The following is an 18,977-nucleotide window of genomic DNA, read 5'->3' on the forward strand; positions in this document are numbered from 1 at the left end:
CCCTGCCCCCGCCGGAACGTCAACCCGGTTATGATCAGTTCGGGCGCAAATCACGGAATGTGAAACGGGTTTTAGTCGCGCCGTCCACTATGGCTGACTACCGGCGGGAGAGACGCCGACGGGATAGGCAGGATGACGATGACGCGATGGACCGTGGTAGCCGGGATCATGGCGGCGGCACCCGTCGCGGCCGTCGCGCAGGATCGGACGACGCCGGATGCGACCGCCATCTCGCTCGACCGGCTGGTGCAGGAGGTGATCGCCAACAATCCCGAACGGCAGTTCTACGAACGCCAGATCGAGACGGCGGGCATCGAACGCACGGCGGCGGGACGCTTGGCCGACCCCGAAATGGTGGTGGAGTTTGGCGAACGACGCGCAACCGATCCGGGCACCGGCGCGCCGCTTGGCGACGGCCAGACCTATGCCGTGTCCGTCGTCCAGCCGGTCGAATTCGGTGGTCGCATCGCGCTCAGGCGGGCCATTGCCGAACGGCAGATCGGCCTGGCGCGGCTCGGCCTGCGCCAGTTCGACGCGACGCTGGCGGCGCGCGCGCGTTCGCTCGGCTATGGCCTGTTCGCCGCGGATGAGAAGGCGGCCGCGGCCCGCACCGTCGCAGCGCGGATGCGCGTGTTGGCGCGGGTGATCGTCTCCCGCGATCCCGCCGGCCCCGCCCCCCAGCTCGAAGCGGCGGCATTGCAGGCCGACGCGATCAATGCCGAGCGCACCGCTGCGACGGCGGATGCCGAGGCCAATTCGATCCTGTACGAACTCAATCAGCTGCGCGGCACGCCGTTCGCGGCGCGTATCCGCATCATCCGTCCCGACATGTCGCTCCCCGCCCTGCCCTCGGCCACCGTGCTGGCGTCGCGCGCCGCCGCCAACAATTTCGAGCTGCAATCGCTGCGTGCGCAATTCGAACAGCAGGGCTTGCGCGTCGATCTCGCCCGCAAGAACCGCATCCCCGTCGTCAGCGTCGGGCCTTATTACGACCACGCCCGGTCCGACGTCCGCGAAACCAACTACGGCGTGCGACTGTCGACGACCCTGCCGTTGTGGAACCGCCAGGCGGGCGAGGTCGCGGCGGAACAGGGTCGCCAGGCGCAGGCGAACGCCACGCTGATCGCCGCCGAACGACGGATCGATCGCGACGTGTTCGACCAGGCGGCGCAATATGAGGCGAAGCGCCGCGCACTCGCCCAGTGGGACGGGGAATCGGCCCAGCGTTTCGCCGCCGCGGCCGAGGATGCAGACCGCAACTACCGGCTCGGCGCGATCCCGCTGACCACCTATACGCAGATGCAGCAGGCCTATGTCGACGCGACGGTCGCGATCCTCGATACCCGGCGCGAGGCGCTCGAGGCGCTGCTGCAGCTGCGCGCTTTGAACGGCGGGACGGCGCTCGATCGATGATCGCGCGGCTGCTCGACGGCGTCACGCGGCATCGGCTCGTCGTCGCGCTTATCACCGCGCTGGCCGCGGCGGTCGGCCTCTGGGCGTTCGCAACGCTGAAGATCGACGCGATTCCCGACATCACCGGCGTCCAGGTCCAGATCAACACCACCGTCCCCGCGCTCGCGCCAGAGGAGATCGAGCGACTGGCGACGCTGCCGATCGAGCGCGCGATGGCGGGTCAGCCCGGCCTCGACGAGACGCGTTCGCTGACCAAGACCGGGCTCAGCCAGGTGACGCTGCTGTACAAGGACGGCACCGATCAGCTGCGTGCGCGCCAGCTGGTTACCGAACGGCTGGCGGCGGTGCGCGACCAGCTGCCCGCCAGCGCCTCGCCCCAACTCGCGCCGATCACCACCGGGCTGGGCGAGATCTATTACTACACGCTCGAATGGCGCACCCCGCCGCCCGGACTCGACGCGCAACGCCAGCTGATGGAACTGTACGAGGCGCAGGAATACACGGTGCGGCCGATGCTCCGCGCGGTTACCGGGGTCGCCGATGTCAATTCGAACGGCGGCATCGAACAGCAGTTCGTCGTCCAACCGGATCCCGTCCGCCTGACGCTGCACGGCGTCACCGCCGCCGAACTGGCGAAGGCGGTGGGCGACAATGTCGAGAATGCCGGCGGCGGCATCATCGCGCAGGGCCCCGAGCGGTTGACGGTACGCACCGACGCGCGCGTGATGAACGCGACCCAGATCGGCAACATCCCGGTCAAGTTCGCCGCCGGCGTACTGCCGCTGCAGGTCCGCGATCTCGCCGACGTCGTGATCGGTTCGGCACCGCGGCAGGGTGCGGCGACGCAGAACGGGCGCGAGACGGTGCTCGGCACGGTGATGATGCTGGTCGGCCAGAACAGCCGCGAGGTCGCACTGCGCGCCGAACAGGCCCTGCCCGACATCCAGGGGGCACTGCCCAGAGGCATGGTCATCCACCCCCAATACAGCCGGTCCGACCTGGTCGACCGGACGATCGCGACGGTCGAGCACAACCTCGGCGTCGGCGCGCTGCTCGTCGCGATCGTGCTGCTGCTGGTGATGGGCAATTGGCGCGCCGCGCTGATCGTCGCGATCGTCATTCCGCTCGCCTTCCTCGTCACCGTCACCGGCATGAACGCGATTGGCCTGTCGGGTAATCTGATGAGCCTCGGTGCGCTCGACTTCGGCCTGATCGTCGACGGATCGATCGTCGTCGTCGAAAACAGCCTCCGCCTGCTCGCCCGACGCCGGCGCGACAAGGGCGCGCCGCTCGATGCGGAGGAACGGCGCGAAACGGTCGCCCAAGCGGCCCGCATGGTCGCGCGTCCGACGCTGTTCGGCATCGCGATCATCGCGCTCGTCTACGTGCCCGTCCTTAGCCTCGGCGGCGTCGAGGGCAAGCTGTTCCAGCCAATGGCGCAGGCGGTGATGCTGGCGATCGGCGCCGGCCTGATCTGGACCTTCACGATCGTGCCGGCCTTGTCGGCGTGGCTGCTGCGGGCGCCGGATACCAAGGACAGCGACGACCGCGACACCGGACTGATCGGCTACGCCGAACGCGGTTATGCGCCGATCCTGGAGCGCGCCATCGCGCACCCGGCGTGGTTGACGCTCGGCGCCGTGGTCCTGCTCGGCCTGACCTATCTCGTCTTCCGCTCGCTGGGTTCGCAATTCACGCCACAGCTCGACGAAGGCGCGATCACCGCCATGGTCTATCGCCCGGTCGGCATGTCGCTCGACCGCAGCCTCGCGATTGAGGAGGCGACCGAACGCGCGATCCGCCGCGCCTATCCGCAGATCACCCACACCTTCTCGCGCATCGGTACCAGCGAGGTCGCGACCGACCCGATGCCGCCCAACGAGAACGATCTCTACATCTTCTACGCCCCCGAAAAGAACTGGCCGCAAGGCGACGGCAAGCCGAAGACCAAGCAGGATCTCATCGCCGGGATCGAGAAGATCGGGCGGCAGGTCTATCGCGGCCAAACGTTCGAATTCGCCCAGCCGATCGAGATGCGCTTCAACGAGATGCTGGAGGGCGTACGCGCCGACGTGTCGGTGAAGATCTTCGGAGAGGATTACGACGTCCTCGAACGGGCGGCGAAACAGGCCAAGGCGATCCTCGAGAAACAGCCCGGCACCGAAGGCGTCGAATTCGAAACCGCGGGACGCCCCAAAAACCTGGTCGTGGAACTCGACCATGATGCGATGCTCCGCCTCGGCCTCGGCACCGCGGAGGTCAACAGGGCGATCGCCGACGGCGTCGCCGGGGCAGAGGTCGGCTTCATTCCGGAAGGCGAGGCGCGCCACATGATCGTCGTTCGCATGCCCGAGGCGTTGCGCGCCGATCCCGCCGCGATCCTCGCGCTGCCGCTCCGCGTCGGCGACTATGGCATGGTCCCGCTGTCGCGCGTCACCCGTCTGCACCGGGTCCATGCGGTGGAACCGATCCTCCACGACGGCGGCAAGCGGCGCGCGGCATTGATGGTCAACCTCAGCACCAGCGATCTTGCCGGCTATGTCACCAAGGCGCGCGCAGCGGTGACGCAGGGCGTCAAGCTGCCGCCCGGCTATCGCATCGAATTCGGCGGCCAATACCATCAGCTCGAAGCAGCGCAGAAGCGGCTGGCGATCGTCGTGCCCGCCGCGCTGCTGCTGATCTTCCTGCTCGTCTACGCCGCGCTCGGCAGCGTCAAGGAAGCGGCGATCGTCTATACCGGCATCCCCTTCGCGGTCACCGGCGGGGTGCTGGCGCTGTGGCTGCGGGGCATGCCCTTCTCGATCACCGCGGCGATCGGCTTCATCGCGCTGTCGGGCATCGCCATGCTCAATGGATTGGTGCTCATCGACCACATCAACGCGCTGCGCGACGGCCGGGAAGGCGGCGATCCGCTGTCGAGCGACGAGGCGGTCCGCCAGGGCGCCCGCGATCGCTTGCGCCCCGTGCTGTCGACGGCGCTCGTCGCTTCGATCGGGTTCGTCCCGATGGCGATCGCCAGCGGCGCCGGCGCCGAAGTCCAGCGACCGCTCGCCACCGTCGTGATCGGCGGCATCGTCACCTCGACGATCCTGACGCTGCTGCTGCTACCCAGCCTCTACCGCTGGCTGGCGGCTTCAACGCAGGATGGCCGGGTAGCGGGCTCTGCGCATTAGTGGTTCCTTGCGCGAGGATCGGTGAATTATGCCGCCCTCACAGCATGGGGTGCCAAGGATAGCCCCTATCCGCGCGGGCGATGCGAAAAGGCAAGCGATGTCTGACTCAAAGCTCGACTGCCCAGCAAGGGCACTCGTTGAGCGCTATGAGCGGCCGAGCCCGTGAAGCGAATTGCGCAATGCCTCGTCCAGCGGCGTCGCCGGCAGCTCGCCGAGGAAGCGGCGTGCCTTGCTATCGAGCAGTCTGAGCGGCCGGCGCCACAGATAGGTCATCTCCCGCATCTCGCGCGCCGTCTCATTGAACGGCGCCAGCGCGTGCACCGCCAACCACGGGAAGGGGTAAATGAGTGCCTTCGGCCGCCCGGCCGCCGTGCGGATCGCATCTGCAAAGCGACGGTTGTCGTCCACCCAGGTCCCGCCGAAGTGGAAGGTGTCGAAGGCGGCGAGCTCCTCGCGCCTTTCAAGCAAGCGAACCATTGTTTCGGCGAGATCCGGGAGATACGCCCACGCATGGCCGACACCGGCACGCGCGGGGTTGAAGACGCGCTTCACGGGACCGGCCGTCGGCACCATTCCCTGCGCCAGCCAGCTGTTGCCGCTTCGAGGCCCGTAGAAGTCTCCGGCGCGCACGACGAGCGAGGTCGCGCCCCGCCCGGCTGCCGCGTGCAGGCGCCGCTCCATCTCGACGCGGATAAGCCCCTTTCGCGTCAACGGATTCTGCGGCGCGCTCTCGTCGACCAGCTCGCCGGCGTCGGGGCCGTAATTATAGACGGTGCCCGGCAGAAGCACCCGTGCGCCGTTCGCGGCGGCTGCGACGATGGTGTTGTCCAGCATCGGCAAGACCAGCCCGGCCCAATTGCGATAACCGGGCGGGTTCACGCCATGGACGATGACCTTCATGCCTTCGGCGGCCTTTACGACCGCGCTGCGGTCCATGGCGTCTCCCTCGAGCCAATGTAGCGCCGGATTGCTCGACGCAGCGCGCGCCGGGTCACGGTGCAGCGCCCGCACCTCCCATCCCCGCTGCAGCAGCACATGCGCTACCTCCCCACCAATCCCGCCGGTCGCGCCGATCACCAGAGCCTTGTTGGTTGAAAGCGTCATTCTGCATCTCCTTGCTGTCGACAAAGGATGCGCCTCGGCCAGGTAATCGAAAATTGCCGGAAACTGCACGGCTGCTATGCAAATCCGCATGGATATGGGCAGTCCGGGTTGGGAGCTATGGCGCACGTTCGACGCGGTCATGCGCGAGGGCAGTCTGTCGGCCGCGGCGCGTGCGCTCGGCCTGACCCAGCCGACCGCCGGTCGGCACATCGCGGAACTCGAGGTGGCGCTCGGCACCGGTGCGCTATTCACGCGCTCGGCGCGCGGCCTCCAGCCGACGGAGGCAGGGCGGGCGCTGGCCCCTCACGCTGAAGCCATGGCGGCCTGCGCGGCGGCATTGGTGCGTACCGCATCCGCTCCGGCTGGCGCCGCTGCCGGGGTCGTTCGGATCAGCGCCAGCGAGGTGATCGGCGCCGAGGTGCTGCCGCCCATTTTGGCGTCACTTCACGCCGCCCATCCCGGGCTGTCGGTCGAGCTGGTGCTGACCAACGCCTCATCCAATCTCCTGCGACGGGACGCCGATGTCGCCATCCGAATGACTGAACCCAAGCAGCAGGCGCTGCTCGCAAAGTCCATTGGTGACATTCGCCTCGGCCTGTACGCCCATCGCGATTACCTCATGCGATCGGCACCGATCGCCACCGTCGAGGATCTGGCAAACCACGCCGTGATCGGTTTTGATCGGGACGCCGCATCGCTGCGCACGATCAACGCCGTCTGGCCCGGCCTGCCGAATTTCGCGTTGCGGACCGACAACCAGCTGGCTCAGGTCGCGGCAGTACGAGCGGCTTTCGGCATCGGTGTACTCCAAGACCCTATCGCCAACCGTGATCCGGCGCTCATGCCCGTATTACGGGGGGCATTTGTCGCTCGCCTGCCGGTGTGGATCGTGATGCACGAAGACCTCAGGTCGACCCATCGCATGAGGATCGTCTTCGATGCCCTGGTCGAGGGCTTGGCGGCGCACGTGAGAGCAAGCGCTCGGTGACCACCTTGACCGACTATGGTTCGTCCCGGCGATCACGCAACGAGCCGATCAATACGACAAGCACCGCCACGGGGGGGGGCACAGCCGCCTGGTGATCATGTTCGGCGGACTCAAAAGCTGGCACCGGGTCGCCACCCGCTACGATCGCCGCCCCACTGCCCTATTCGCCGCCATCGCCCCAGCTGCCACCATCATCCTCTGGCCGTGATCAACTAGTCCGGACCCTAGCGTACGTCAGGGAGTCGCCAATCGTGGACGCGAGGGAACTGCTATCCATCCTGGGGCCCGGCCGGCGGAGAACGGCATCCTTACCCGTGCACAATCGCGCCGGTGTCAACGCGATGCCCATCCATGCATCGCCAGCCACGCGATGAACGCGTTGAACCAACCCGTGCTCGTGGTCGATTTGGGATACATGCCGAACCCGTGGCCGCCCTGTTCGAATAGGTGGAATTCGACCGGACGTTTCGCCGCGCGCCAGCTTTCGATCAGGCCCAGGCCACCGCTGCCGAAAAAGGGATCGTCGGCCGCAAGGGCCACGAACAGCGGCGGCGCGTCGGCGGGCGGGGACACGGGAGACAGCGGCCCGTATATATCGGCGAGGAAGGCCGGCCTGGCATCCTGGCCGGCCAGTTCCGTCGCCATGGTCAGCATCGCGCCCGCCGAAAAGCCGATCATGCCGATGCGTGCCGGATCTACCCGCCACGCCTCTGCTCGCGACCGCACCGTGGCGAAGGCGGCACGCGCATCGGCGATCTGTGGCGCCAGATCAGCCAATTGCTGCTCCGGCGTCCGTTGCGGTGGACGGGCCGTGGCGGAGAACATTGCCGCCATCGACTTGGCGAAGGCAGGCATTCCTGCAGGCGTCTGGTTTAGTCGGTATTTGAGCACGAACGCGGCCACGCCGTGCGCCGCCAGCGCCCGCGCCACCTCATAGCCCTCGTTGTCCATTGACAGCGTACGGAAGCCGCCGCCCGGCGCGACGATCACCGCCGCCCCGGTCGCCCGTGCCGGGTCGGGCAGGAAGGGAGTCAAGGTCGCCTGCCGCACGTTGCGGGCGAAGCGGCTGCCATATTGCCGATACCAGCTTTCCGAGACCGGGGCGTTCGGCAATACGCCCGTGTCGAGCGGAATAGCGGTCGGCTGCTCGGGCGTGGCGATCGGCGTCATGCGATCGTCCTGCGCGTGTGCGGGCATCGCCCATGCCACCATCGCCGCGACGAGCGCATGCGAGATCGTGTGTATCGTCCTCACCGTCGTTTCTCCCTGCTACTACGTGCGTCAGCGTCGTTCTGTTGCACCGGACGCATCGTGCCGTCCGCGTTGTAATGGAGGGGATAGACCGTCACCGCACGGCGCCCGATCGCACCACTTTGATCACCGATCGTCAGCGCGGCATTATGCGCGAACAGATACCATCGGCCGCGAAACTGAATGATGCCGGGATGAATCGTGAAGCTGTACCGTCCCGGGCCGGTCAACAATCCGCGTGGCGTCCAAGGCCCTCTTATCGACGGCGCGGTGGCGTAGGAGATATGCTCGTCGCGTTGCGTCCGGCGATCAAGCGAGGCATAGGTGAGATAGTAGAGCCCGCCGCGCTTGTGCAGCCAGGGACCTTCCTCGAAGAACGGCGGCGTGATTTCCGTGATCGGCCCGTCCAGGTTGACCATGTCCGGCTTGAGGCGGGCGATATAGCATTCGCGATTGCCCCACGCGATCCAAGTCGTACCGTCGTCGTCGGTGAAGACCGTGGGGTCGATGTCCTCCCAACTATGTGAGCCCTTGGGTGTCATCTCGTTGGTGATGAGCGCGCTGCCCTTGGCATCATGGAACGGCCCGGTCGGGGTATCGGCGACGGCCACGCCGATCGCCTTTCCCGGATGGGTGGCGTCGTGCTCGACCGCGGCATAGAAATAGTAGCGGCCGTTCTTGGCGATCGCCTGCGATGCCCAGGCGTCCTGCTTGGCCCAAGCGAAGTCGGTCGCCCGCATGATCGGGCCGTGGCCGACCCAATGGATCATGTCCTTGGTCGAGAAGACAAGCCAGTCCCGCATCGTGAACATCTCGTCGCGCTGCGCCTCGTCATGACCGGTATAGAGGTACAGCGTGTCGCCGACGACGAGCGGCGCCGGGTCTGCAGTGAACGTGTCGCGGACGATCGGATTGGGTGGCAGCCGTTCCTGCCGCGCCAGGCTCGCGCCCGCGATACCCCCGAGCAGCAACACGGCCGCAGCGACCCCCGCGACGCCTCCCATCCTCATCCCGTCCACCACCGTTGATGTGTTCGATCGGACGATCAGCCTAATCGACCATGCTAGCGCTACCAAGAAAAAACGGCTTATGATGAAAGCCATGAGGCGACCGATCGGCACCGCCAGGTGCGCAGGCTCGTCTTCCTCTGCAAGGGACCCATCATGCTGTCGATTCTGGCCAACACCGCCCTTGTAGTCGCCGCGCAGGCGACCACCCCTGCATCTTCGTCTGCCGCCCGACCGTCGCCGGTGCTCGCGACGATCTTCGCCGACCATGCCGTGATTCAGCGCGACCGGCCGATCACGGTCTGGGGCCGCAGCGACCGGCAACAGGTTACCGTCTCCATCGGGAGGCGCACCGTCGTCACCCGCCCCGCTGGTGGACGATGGCAGGCGACGCTGCCCGCCCTGCCCGCGGGCGGTCCCTACGTACTGACCGCGAGCGACGGCGCCGCAACCCGTACCGTCGCCGACGTGATGATCGGCGACGTCTATCTGTGCGGCGGCCAATCGAACATGGAATTCCCCGCCAGACAGGCGACGGGCGCCTGGGGCGGCCTGGTCCATGCTCCCGATCCGATGCTGCGCTTCGCCAAGATCGAGCGGGACAGCGCACCGTCGCCGGTCGACGACCTGAAGACGCCCGCAAACTGGCGGATCGTCGACGCAGACAGTGTCGGGGACGCATCGGCGGTCTGCTACTTCATGGCGCGCTCCCTGCAGCGCGACGAGAAGGTACCGGTCGGCTTCATCGATTCCGATTGGGGTGGCACTACGATCCAGAGCTGGATAAGCCCCACCGCGCTCGCCACCCTGCCCGCCTACAGGGAGGGCGAACGCAGCCTTGCGCTGCTGGCACGCGACCCGGCGGCCGCGCGGGCCAATGAAGCGAAGCGAAGCGAGGCATGGTGGCGGACGAATGATCCCCGCTGGGCGGAAACGCGGCGCTGGTCGGACCCGTCGTTCGACGATGCCGGATGGTCGACGATCGTGCCGGCGGGAAGCTGGAAGGGCGGCAACCATCCGGACCTCGCCGGCTTCGACGGTGTCGTCTGGCTCCGGCAGGAGATCACGCTGACCGCCGCGCAGGCCGCCGGCGCGCGTCGGCTGGCGCTTGGCCCGATCGCCACGAACGACACCGTGTGGATCAATGGCCGCTGGATCGGCAGCAACGGCATTGACTGGTTCTGGCGCGATTATGCCATCCCCGCTGGTGCCCTGCACGAGGGCCGCAACGTCATCGCCCTCCGCGTCCTTGGTGACGGCGGTCCAACAGGCCAGCCCGGCAACCGCCAGATCCAGCTCGCCGACGGCGGCGTGGTGCCGCTCGCGCCGGCTTGGCGCTACCGTGTCGCCGCACCGCTGAAGGGCGTCACGGCGCCTGGCTCACCCTGGGAGGTGCCCGCCAGCCTGTCGACGCTGTACAACGGCATGATCGCCCCGATCGAGCGTTACGGCTTCAAACTCGCCGCCTGGTATCAGGGCGAATCGAACGTCGGCGAATGGCAGGAATATCGCACGCTGCTGCCGATGCTGATCGCCGACTGGCGCAGTCACCTGGGCGATCCCGCCCTGCCGTTCCTCGTGGCGCAGCTCGCGTCTTATGGAAAGCCCAGCGCGCAACCGGTCGAGTCCGGCTGGGCGGCGCTGCGCGACATCCAGGCGAAGGCCGTCCGTGCCGATCCCCATGCGGGGCTGGCCGTGACGCTCGACCTTGGTGATCGCTACGACATCCATCCCACGCAGAAGATGCAGGTCGGCGAACGGCTTGCCCGCGCCGCGCGCAGCCTGGCCTATGGTGCGCCCGTGCTTGCCGGCGGACCGGAAGTCGCGACCGTGACACGCGCGGGGGACGATCTGATCGTCGCCTTCCGGCGCACCGGCGGGGGGCTGCGCGCCTACAGCAGTGATCAGGCGATCGGCTTCGAGGCCTGCGCCGGCACGCGCTGTCGCTACGTGCCCGGCACGATCGACGGCGACCACGTGATCCTGCGCGGCGGCGCGTCGGGTGGCGCCGACAAGGTCCGCTACGCTTGGTCCGACGCACCCTACGTCAATTTGTATGGCGCGGAGGATCTGCCCGCGGTGCCGTTCGAATGGCCGGTCCGCTGAGGGTCAGCCGCGCGCGATCGCCGCAGCGTGATCGCGGATCACCGCCCGCGTTGACCGATCGACGTCGAACACACTGTACCAGCCCTGTGGCTCGTGCGGCGGATCCCCGACGTAGGACCGGGGGCTGGGCGTGAAGCGGTGATCGACGCGGGGGGAGCGCCCTTCCCCGCCCCATGCCCAGAAATTGGTGCCCGCGACCGGCCCGCCAGCGCTGCCGCCGGCCAGCGCCGCCTCGTAGATCAGCGCGTAGAACCGGTCCTTCCACGTCGTCGGCGTCCCCGGATCGTAGCCTGCATCGCGCGGGAAACCGAATTCCTCGATCACCAGCGGCTTGCCCAGCCGGCGTGCGAGCGCGACGTGCGCGTCGACATAGGCCCTGGCCTTTGCCGCCCCGGCCTGCCAAGTCCCGGCCAAATCCTTGTCGTCGACCCAGTTCCAGTTCAGCGGCCAGACGTGCGTGGTCAGATAGTCGATCTCCGGCACGCGATGTTCGGCCAGAACGCACGCATCCTCCTCGATACAGCCCTTCAACCCCTCGCTACCCGTCGACACGAGGTGGTGGCGGTCGATCCCCTTGATCAGCCGAGCGGTGCGCTGCACCCAGTCGTCGAACGCCGGCATGTTGGCGCGCGCCACTGCAACGCCCCCGCCGGGCCGCGGCTCGTTGGCGAGCTGCCAGGCCATGATCGTCGGATCGTCGCGATAGGCGACGCCGGTGACGCTGTTGGTTCGTCCGACCACTGCGGCAACATAGTCATTGTATAGCGCGACCGCGCGCGCATCGGCATAAAAAGCCGAGGCGCGATCCGCGAATTCCGGCCAAGGATGCACGGGATCGTTGTTATTGATGAAATGGCCGCCGTTGACCCAGGATAGATAGGTCATCATCCCGCCCGACCATTCCCAGAAGTTGGTCAGGTAGAGGACAGCAGTCATGCCGCGCCGCCCCATCTCGGCGAGTGCGACGTCGAGACCACGCAGCAGCGCCTGGTTGTACTGGGTCCCCCTGTCGCGAAACGCCGGGCGCAGCGAATTGGTCAGGGGCGACAGTTCAGCGGATGCGAGCAGCCGGATATTGCCGACGCCGAGGCTTGCGAGGGTATCGAGCTCACGGCGGAGGCGATCCGGATCGCCGGTCGGCGTCGCTGCGCCGAGATAGGCGGCATACCACATGTTCGCGCCAGCATAGCGATAGCGCGCACCGCCCCGCATCAACTGCATCCCGTCCCGCCGCACGAAACGATCCGGCGCGGCTGCAGGCAGTATGGGAGCCGCCGCGGTGATGGCCAGCAGCGCCGATCCGGCGGTGATAGCAGTGCGGCGGGTGAACTCCATGCTGGCCCTTTCCGAGACGATGCCACGACGCTACGGTAGCGCTCACACATCGGCAAGCCGGGGACTGGGAGAGCGATGATCGGCCGTTTGGTGCCGCGCCGTCGGTGCGCGATGAGGACGGCAGCGCTGGCCGTCGCCGCGATGTTGCTGCCCGCCAGCGCTGCGACGCCATCCATTCCGCAAGATCGGCCCACCACGCTGGCCGCGACGCCGCCGATGGGGTGGAACAGCTGGAATAAGTTCGGCTGCGCTATCGACGAGAATAAGGTCCGGCATGTCGCGGACGCGATCGTCGCATCGGGCATGCGCGATGCCGGTTACCGTTACGTCGTCGTCGACGACTGCTGGCAGAATGCTCGCGACGCCGACGGCACGATCCTTGCCGACACGACCAGATTTCCAAGCGGAATGAGAGCCCTTTCCGATTATGTCCACGCCCGCGGCATGCTCTTCGGCCTCTATTCGGATGCAGGCACCAAGACCTGCGGCGGTCGGCCGGGCAGCGAGGGTCATGAATATCAGGATGCGCGCACCTACGCCCGGTGGGGCGTCGATTACCTGAAATACGACTGGTGTTCGACGGGCACGCGTAACGGCCAGGAGGCCTATCGCACGATGGCAGCCGCCCTCGCCGAGGCGGGCGCAGCAACGGGCCGCCCCATCCTGCTGTCCATCTGCGAATGGGGCACCAACAAGCCGTGGCTATGGTCGCCCCAGGTCGGTCAGATGTGGCGCACCACAGGCGACATCGCGGATCGCTGGAACACCAGCGCCAACGGCTACGACAACGGTGTCGTTACCATCGTCGACCTCAATGAGCCGCTCTGGCCCTTCGCCGGGCCCGGTCACTGGAACGACCCCGACATGCTCGAGGTCGGCAATGGTCACCTGTCCGACATTGAATATCGCAGCCACTTTTCGCTTTGGGCCATGATGGCCGCGCCGCTGATCGCCGGCAACGACGTGGCGGCCATGACCGATGCGACCCGCACGATCTTGACCAACCGCGAGGTGATTGCAGTCGATCAGGATCCGCTAGGCCGGCAGGGCCACCGGGTCTGGCGCGACGGCGATCGTGACATATGGACGCGTCCGCTCACTGGTGGGCGCCGCGCATTACTCTTCTTCAATCGCGGTGCGACAGCGGCGCGGATCGCCGCCAGCTGGGACCAGCTCGATTGGCCGCAGCATCTGCGGGCTCACGTGCGCGATTTGTGGGCGCACCGCGACCTGCCGATGGCCAGCGGCACGCTTGCCGCCGATGTCGCGCCGCATGGCGTCGCGATGTTCGTGGTGACGCCGTGATGCGGTTCGGCGGTCGGCCGAACCGGTATCAGCGGCATGAAAGGGGTTCGTCTATGTGCGTGATTGCCCGCATCGCGAATGGCGGTGGTTGGCCGCCGGCCGCCCGCTTGACGCTTCGCCAGGCTGCGCACCGATGAGGCCGCTCCTTACGGTGCTCCTCGCTGGCCTTGCCGTCCCCGCCGTCGCGGCGCCCACCGGGTCTGTCGATCGCAACGGCGCCCTGGTCGCGGTAGAGCCCTATGGCCCCGGTATCGTGCGTGTCACCATCGCGACGGACCGTTCCCAGATTGATGCGGCGCCGGGCTTCGGTATCAGCGGCAAGCCCGACGCGGACGGCTGGTCCCATCACACCAGCGACAAGGGCGACGTCTTCGTCTCGGCGGGGCTGACGGTGACTATCCCGTCACAACCCTGGCCCAAGCCCCCTAGCCAGATGGAGCGGTATTTCGCGCCGTCTCTGCCCCCCGTGTCGATTGACCTAACCCGGCCGGATGGATCATCACTCACCCGACTGACCGGCTGGGAGATGGCGCCGCACGACGTCGCGGGCGAACACACCTTTCGTGTCGGCGCGAGCTTCTCCGACACTCCCGACACGCACTATTATGGCCTCGGCCAGTATCAGGACGGCATTCTCGATCTGCGCGGGCGCACCATCGACTGCCGCCACGACTATGATCGCCCCGTCGGCGAGGCGGTGTGCGTGCCGTTCATGGTTACGGACAAGGGCTATGCGATCCTGTGGGACAACCCCTCCGCTACGATCGTCTCGCCGGGATTGCACAACGCAACGCGCTTCCAGTCGAACGTCGGCGAGCGCGTGTCGTTCTTCGTCATCGCCGGGCGCGACGCAGATGACCTGTACGCCGGTTACGCACGGCTCACCGGCCGCACGCCATTGCCGCCCAAGGCGGCCTTCGGGCTGATCCAGTCCAAGGCCCGTTATGAGACGCAAGCCGAACTGCTCGCGGTCGCCGACGGCTATCGCAAGCGCGGGCTGCCGCTCGACGTCATGGTGCTCGACTGGTTCTACTGGACCCGGATGGGGCAGCTCGACATCGACCGCACCGCCTTTCCCGACCCGGCAGGCATGAACCGCCAGTTGCACGACGCCGGCATTCGCTCGATCGTCAGCATCTGGCCGCGTTTCGAGAAGGAAAGCCGCTACTTCAACGATCTCGCTGCCAAGGGCTGGCTGCTGCACGACAAGGACGGCAAACCCGTCGATGGTCTCGCGATCCGATCCGATCGGGCGGGCGCGTTGATCGACACCACCGATCCGCAGGCCCGGCAATGGTATTGGGGCAAGATCCGCGACAATATCTTCAGCACCGGCTTCGACTTTGCCTGGCTCGACGAAACCGAGCCGGACCTCGTTCCCGACGGCTTTTTTTATGCGATCGGTTCAGGCGACCGGTACCACAACGTCTTCCCGCTGCTGCACACCGCCAGCGTCGCAGACGGATCGGCGCAGGACCGGCCCGACCTGCGCAACATGATCCTGTGCCGCGCCGCCTATCTGGGCACACAGGCCAATGGCTGCCTGTTCTGGTCGTCCGACGTCCAGTCGACTTGGGAGGCGCTGCGGCGCCAGATGCCCGCGGGCCTCGGCATGACGGCAAGCGGCATCGCCTATTGGTCGAGCGACACCGGCGGCTGGCAATGGCCGAACGGGCCGGCGGCCGAACGCCCGGTGCTGGTCGATCCGGCCGGTGCGACGGCGATGGCGCCGTCCTACCGCGACTATCCCGAACTATTCGTCCGCTGGTTCCAGTACAATGCCTTCACCCCGACGCTGCGCATCCACGGCCAGCGACCCGCGACGGCGATCTGGGACTATGGCGGCGCGGCGGAACCGATCCTCGCCGACAGCCTGCGCCTCCGCTACAGCCTGATCCCGTATATATACGCTCTGGGTCACGCGACCTATAAAAGCGGCGCCCCCTTTATGCGGGCGCTGTTCATGGATTTTCCCGCCGATCCGATCACCCGCACGCTCGGGGACGAATATATGTTCGGCCCCGCCTTCCTCGTCGCGCCGGTGACCGAACAGGGCGCGACCAGCCGCCGCGTCTACCTGCCTGCGGGCAGCGATTGGTACGACTGGTGGACCAACGCGCGTCACGCCGGCGGCCAGTGGATCACTGCGGCCGCGCCGATCCAGCATATCCCGCTGTTCGTCCGGGCGGGGTCGATCGTGCCGATCGGTTCGACGATTCCCAACACCGCCGCCGCGCAACCGCTCGACAGCATCCGCGTTTTCCCGGGGCGCGACGCGCGCTTCACGCTGTACGACGACGATGGCACCACCAACGGGTACAAGGCCGGCCGCGGGCGCAGCGCGACCCTGGTATGGGACGAGGAGAGCGGGCGCCTCAGCGCGACCGGCGTTCTGCCGACCGGTCAAGCGCTCGCGCCACTGGTCCGGGTGGTGGGGCGGTGATCGGGCGGCTGGTTCGGATCGTGACGGTCGCCACGGCCGCGCTGGCTGCGACGGTCGTCGCCCAGACGCCGCTGCCGCGCATCGTGTCGCGGGACGGCCACCACGCCCTGATGGTCGAGGGTCGGCCGTTCCTGATGCTGGGTGCGCAGGCGAACAATTCCAGCAACTCTCCCGTCATGCTACCGAAGGTGTGGCCGGTGATCGAACGGCTTCATGGCAATACACTCGAGATGCCCGTCGCCTGGGAACAGATCGAGCCGGAGGAAGGCCATTTCGACTTTGCCTGGGTCGATGCCCTGTTGACCGGCGCGCGCGAGCATCGAATGCGCCTGGTGCTGCTGTGGTTCGGGACGTGGAAGAACACCAACGCGAGCTATGCGCCCGCCTGGGTGCGGCTTGACCGCCGGCGCTTTCCGCGCGTGGTCACCGCCGACGGGCGCCCCAGCGTCACGCTCTCGCCGCACGGCGAGGCGACGCGCGTGGCGGATGCCCGCGCCTTTGCCGCACTGATGCATCATCTCGCCGAGACCGACCGGGACCATCGCGTTATCATGGTGCAGGTCGAAAACGAAACCGGCGTCTACGGACAGAAGCGCGATCTGTCGGCGGAGGCGACGCGGCTGTTCGCCGGTCCCGTCCCGCCCCCGCTTTCCCGCGCCCTCGGCCGCAGCGGAAGCTGGTCGCAACTGTTTGGGCCGCGCGCAGAAACGGCATTCAACGCCTGGCATGTCGCGCGCTACGTCGATCAGGTCGCCGCGGCGGGCCAGGCCGAACTGGCCGTGCCGATGTACGCCAACGCCGCACTCAGCGACCCCACCGCGGCCCCCGGCACCGAGACGGGCGCGAGCGGCGGCCCGGATCTGTCGATGATCGCGGTGTGGAAGGCCGCCGCGCCGCATCTCAGCCTCGTCGCGCCTGACATCTACGACCGCAACGCCGACAAGGTCGCCGCCATTCTCGCGCGCTACGCGCGGCCCGACAATCCACTGCTGGTCCCCGAGATCGGGAATGCCGCGGACTATGCGCGGTTCCTGTGGCCGGCGCTCGGCCGAGGAGCGATCGGCTTTGCGCCCTTCGGCATGGATGCCAGCGGGTACATCAACTATCCGCTGGGTGCGAAGTCGCTCGACGAGGCGACGCTTGACGCCTTCGCGGCCCCCTATGCACTGCTCGCGCCGCAGGCGGAAGGATGGGCCCGCGTCGCAATGGCGCATCCCCTATGGGGAACGGCGCGCGGGACGGACGATGCCGATCAGCACGGCACGCTGGGCGGCTGGACGATCACCGCGCAATATGGTCTCTGGCCGTTCGGCGAGCGTGAATGGACCTTCCTGAAAGCGGACCCCGCCCCGACGGCCGGGCGGCCGGTCGGCGGCATGGTCGCGGCACAGACGGCACCGGATACGTTCCTGCTTGCCGGACGCGACGTGCGCGTCCGTTTCGCCCCCGCCGATGGCCGGCCGAGCGAGATCTTGCGCGTCGAGGAAGGCCGTCTGGCCCCCGATGGCGGCTTCGTAGCCAACCGCATCTGGAACGGCGACCAGACGGACTACGGCCTCAATCTCGCTTCGCCGACGCTCCTCCGCATCACCTTGCACCGGCTCCCTTGACGGCTGGAAATGCCATGCGATGATAGCGTTATCAGAACAAAGCCGGAGAGGGGCGAGCGTGACCCACATTACCCGTCGAGAGGCATTGGGCGGCGCGGCGGCGCTGATCGCCGCCGGTCCGGCGATCGCTACGCCACCGGCCGGATCGCTGGAGCAGATCGCCAAGGGGCGCGGCTTGCGGTTCGGCACCGCCGTCGCATGGCATACGATTCAGCCGGAGGGCGCCAAGGGCGTCAAGGGCGGCAATCCGGCCTATGCCCGACTGATCGCGGACCAGTGCGGCGTCATCGTCCCGGAAAACGAAATGAAGTGGCAGTGGCTTCGCCCGACTCCGACCAGCTTCGCCTTCGAACGCTTCGATGCGATCGTCGCGTGGGCGGCGCAGCACGGCATCGCGGTACGCGGTCACAATCTGTTGTGGCATCAACCCAAGTGGTTTCCGGCCTGGCTAAACGCCTATGACTTCGGGACCGATCCGCACGCCGAGGGCGAACGGCTTCTCACGACGCACATCCGCACGATCCTCGCGCGTTACGGAACGCGGATCCGCAGCTACGACGTCGTCAACGAGGCGGTGCGGCCGTCTGATGGCGCCCTGTACGACACCTCGTTGTCACGCGCGATCGGCGGGGCGGAGCCCACGCTCGACCTGGCCTTCCATACCGCGCGCGCTGCCGCGCCGCAGGCGCAGTTGGTCTACAACGACTATATGAGCTGGGAACCGCATAACGAGGCGCACCGCGCCGGGGTGTTGCGGCTGCTCGAGGGATTTCGTCGGCGCGGCACCCCGGTCGATGCGCTGGGAATCCAGTCTCACCTGATCACTCAAGGTAGTGCCATCGGTGCGACGATCGCGCGACAACAGGGGGCGTGGCGACGGTTCCTCGATGCGGTCACCGCGATGGGATATGACCTGATCATCACCGAGCTCGACGTGCGCGACAACGGCCTTCCCGCGGACATCGTCCTCCGTGATCGGGCGGTGGCGGATTACACCCGCGGCTACCTCGACATCACCCTCGCCTATCGGCAGATCCGCGACGTGCTGTGCTGGGGTCTGGCCGATCGATACAGCTGGATCGAGGGGTTCGAGCCGCGATCGGACGGATCACGCCGCCGCCCGACGTTGTACGACGACGCGTTGCGGCCCAAGCCGATGCGCGCGGCGGTCGCCGCCGCGCTCGCCGCCGCCGCACCACGCTGAGACGATCGGAAAACCGGCGATCAACGCCGACGGAAAAC

12 protein-coding genes are annotated in these 18,977 nt (G+C 67.4%); 8 read left to right on the forward strand and 4 right to left on the reverse strand.

The annotated features are described in order from the left end of the window. The first annotated feature begins 138 nt into the window (after positions 1-138). Positions 139-1,413, forward strand: a complete 1,275-nt coding sequence (locus tag ACU5AX_RS14935) for a TolC family protein (RefSeq protein ID WP_446691595.1) — start codon at positions 139-141, stop codon at positions 1,411-1,413. Beyond that, positions 1,410-4,586 carry an efflux RND transporter permease subunit gene (locus ACU5AX_RS14940; protein WP_446691596.1) on the forward strand — a complete coding sequence of 1,059 codons (3,177 nt, stop codon included), beginning with the start codon at positions 1,410-1,412 and terminating at the stop codon, positions 4,584-4,586. The genes ACU5AX_RS14935 and ACU5AX_RS14940 overlap by 4 nt, the downstream gene beginning before the upstream one ends. Positions 4,587-4,730: 144 nt before the next feature. On the opposite strand, the gene ACU5AX_RS14945 is transcribed toward ACU5AX_RS14940, so the two are convergent. Further along, positions 4,731-5,690: an NAD-dependent epimerase/dehydratase family protein gene (locus tag ACU5AX_RS14945; RefSeq protein ID WP_446691597.1), complete on the reverse strand. Its 960-nt coding sequence runs from the start codon at positions 5,688-5,690 to the stop codon at positions 4,731-4,733. Positions 5,691-5,778: 88 nt separating this feature from the next. On the opposite strand from ACU5AX_RS14945, the gene ACU5AX_RS14950 reads away from it, so the two are divergent. Then, on the forward strand, positions 5,779-6,678 hold the full coding sequence (locus tag ACU5AX_RS14950; protein WP_446691598.1) for a LysR family transcriptional regulator: 900 nt from the start codon (positions 5,779-5,781) through the stop codon (positions 6,676-6,678). 333 nt (positions 6,679-7,011) lie between these two features. Here ACU5AX_RS14950 and ACU5AX_RS14955 read toward each other — a convergent pair whose 3' ends face one another. Together ACU5AX_RS14955 and ACU5AX_RS14960 are read right to left on the reverse strand one after the other, a co-directional pair. After that, on the reverse strand, positions 7,012-7,890 hold the full coding sequence (locus tag ACU5AX_RS14955; protein WP_446691634.1) for an alpha/beta hydrolase: 879 nt from the start codon (positions 7,888-7,890) through the stop codon (positions 7,012-7,014). Positions 7,891-7,928: 38 nt separating this feature from the next. Continuing rightward, the gene (locus ACU5AX_RS14960) at positions 7,929-8,939 is read right to left on the reverse strand and encodes a glycoside hydrolase family 43 protein (protein ID WP_446691599.1); all 1,011 of its coding nucleotides are present in this window, start codon (positions 8,937-8,939) and stop codon (positions 7,929-7,931) included. 153 nt (positions 8,940-9,092) lie between these two features. Here ACU5AX_RS14960 and ACU5AX_RS14965 point away from each other — a divergent pair, with 153 nt between their 5' ends. After that, on the forward strand, positions 9,093-11,042 hold the full coding sequence (locus tag ACU5AX_RS14965) for a sialate O-acetylesterase (RefSeq protein WP_446691600.1): 1,950 nt from the start codon (positions 9,093-9,095) through the stop codon (positions 11,040-11,042). 3 nt (positions 11,043-11,045) lie between these two features. On the opposite strand, the gene ACU5AX_RS14970 is transcribed toward ACU5AX_RS14965, so the two are convergent. Then, on the reverse strand, positions 11,046-12,377 hold the full coding sequence (locus tag ACU5AX_RS14970) for a glycoside hydrolase 5 family protein (RefSeq protein WP_446691601.1): 1,332 nt from the start codon (positions 12,375-12,377) through the stop codon (positions 11,046-11,048). 111 nt (positions 12,378-12,488) lie between these two features. Here ACU5AX_RS14970 and ACU5AX_RS14975 point away from each other — a divergent pair, with 111 nt between their 5' ends. The 4 genes from ACU5AX_RS14975 to ACU5AX_RS14990 all read left to right on the forward strand — a co-directional run bounded on the left by ACU5AX_RS14975 (position 12,489) and on the right by ACU5AX_RS14990 (position 18,939). Then, positions 12,489-13,682: a glycoside hydrolase family 27 protein gene (locus ACU5AX_RS14975; protein ID WP_446691602.1), complete on the forward strand. Its 1,194-nt coding sequence runs from the start codon at positions 12,489-12,491 to the stop codon at positions 13,680-13,682. 133 nt (positions 13,683-13,815) lie between these two features. Continuing rightward, positions 13,816-16,125 (forward strand): glycoside hydrolase family 31 protein, encoded by a 2,310-nt coding sequence (locus ACU5AX_RS14980; protein WP_446691603.1) that lies wholly within the window; start codon positions 13,816-13,818, stop codon positions 16,123-16,125. Positions 16,126-16,145: 20 nt separating this feature from the next. Continuing rightward, positions 16,146-17,735, forward strand: coding sequence for a DUF5597 domain-containing protein (locus tag ACU5AX_RS14985; RefSeq protein WP_446691604.1), 1,590 nt, complete (start codon positions 16,146-16,148; stop codon positions 17,733-17,735). A 58-nt stretch (positions 17,736-17,793) separates the two neighbouring features. Beyond that, entirely contained in the window at positions 17,794-18,939 is a 1,146-nt protein-coding gene (locus ACU5AX_RS14990) for an endo-1,4-beta-xylanase (RefSeq protein WP_446691605.1), read from the forward strand. Positions 18,940-18,977: the final 38 nt, after the last annotated feature.

The organism is Sphingomonas benefaciens (assembly GCF_052907485.1).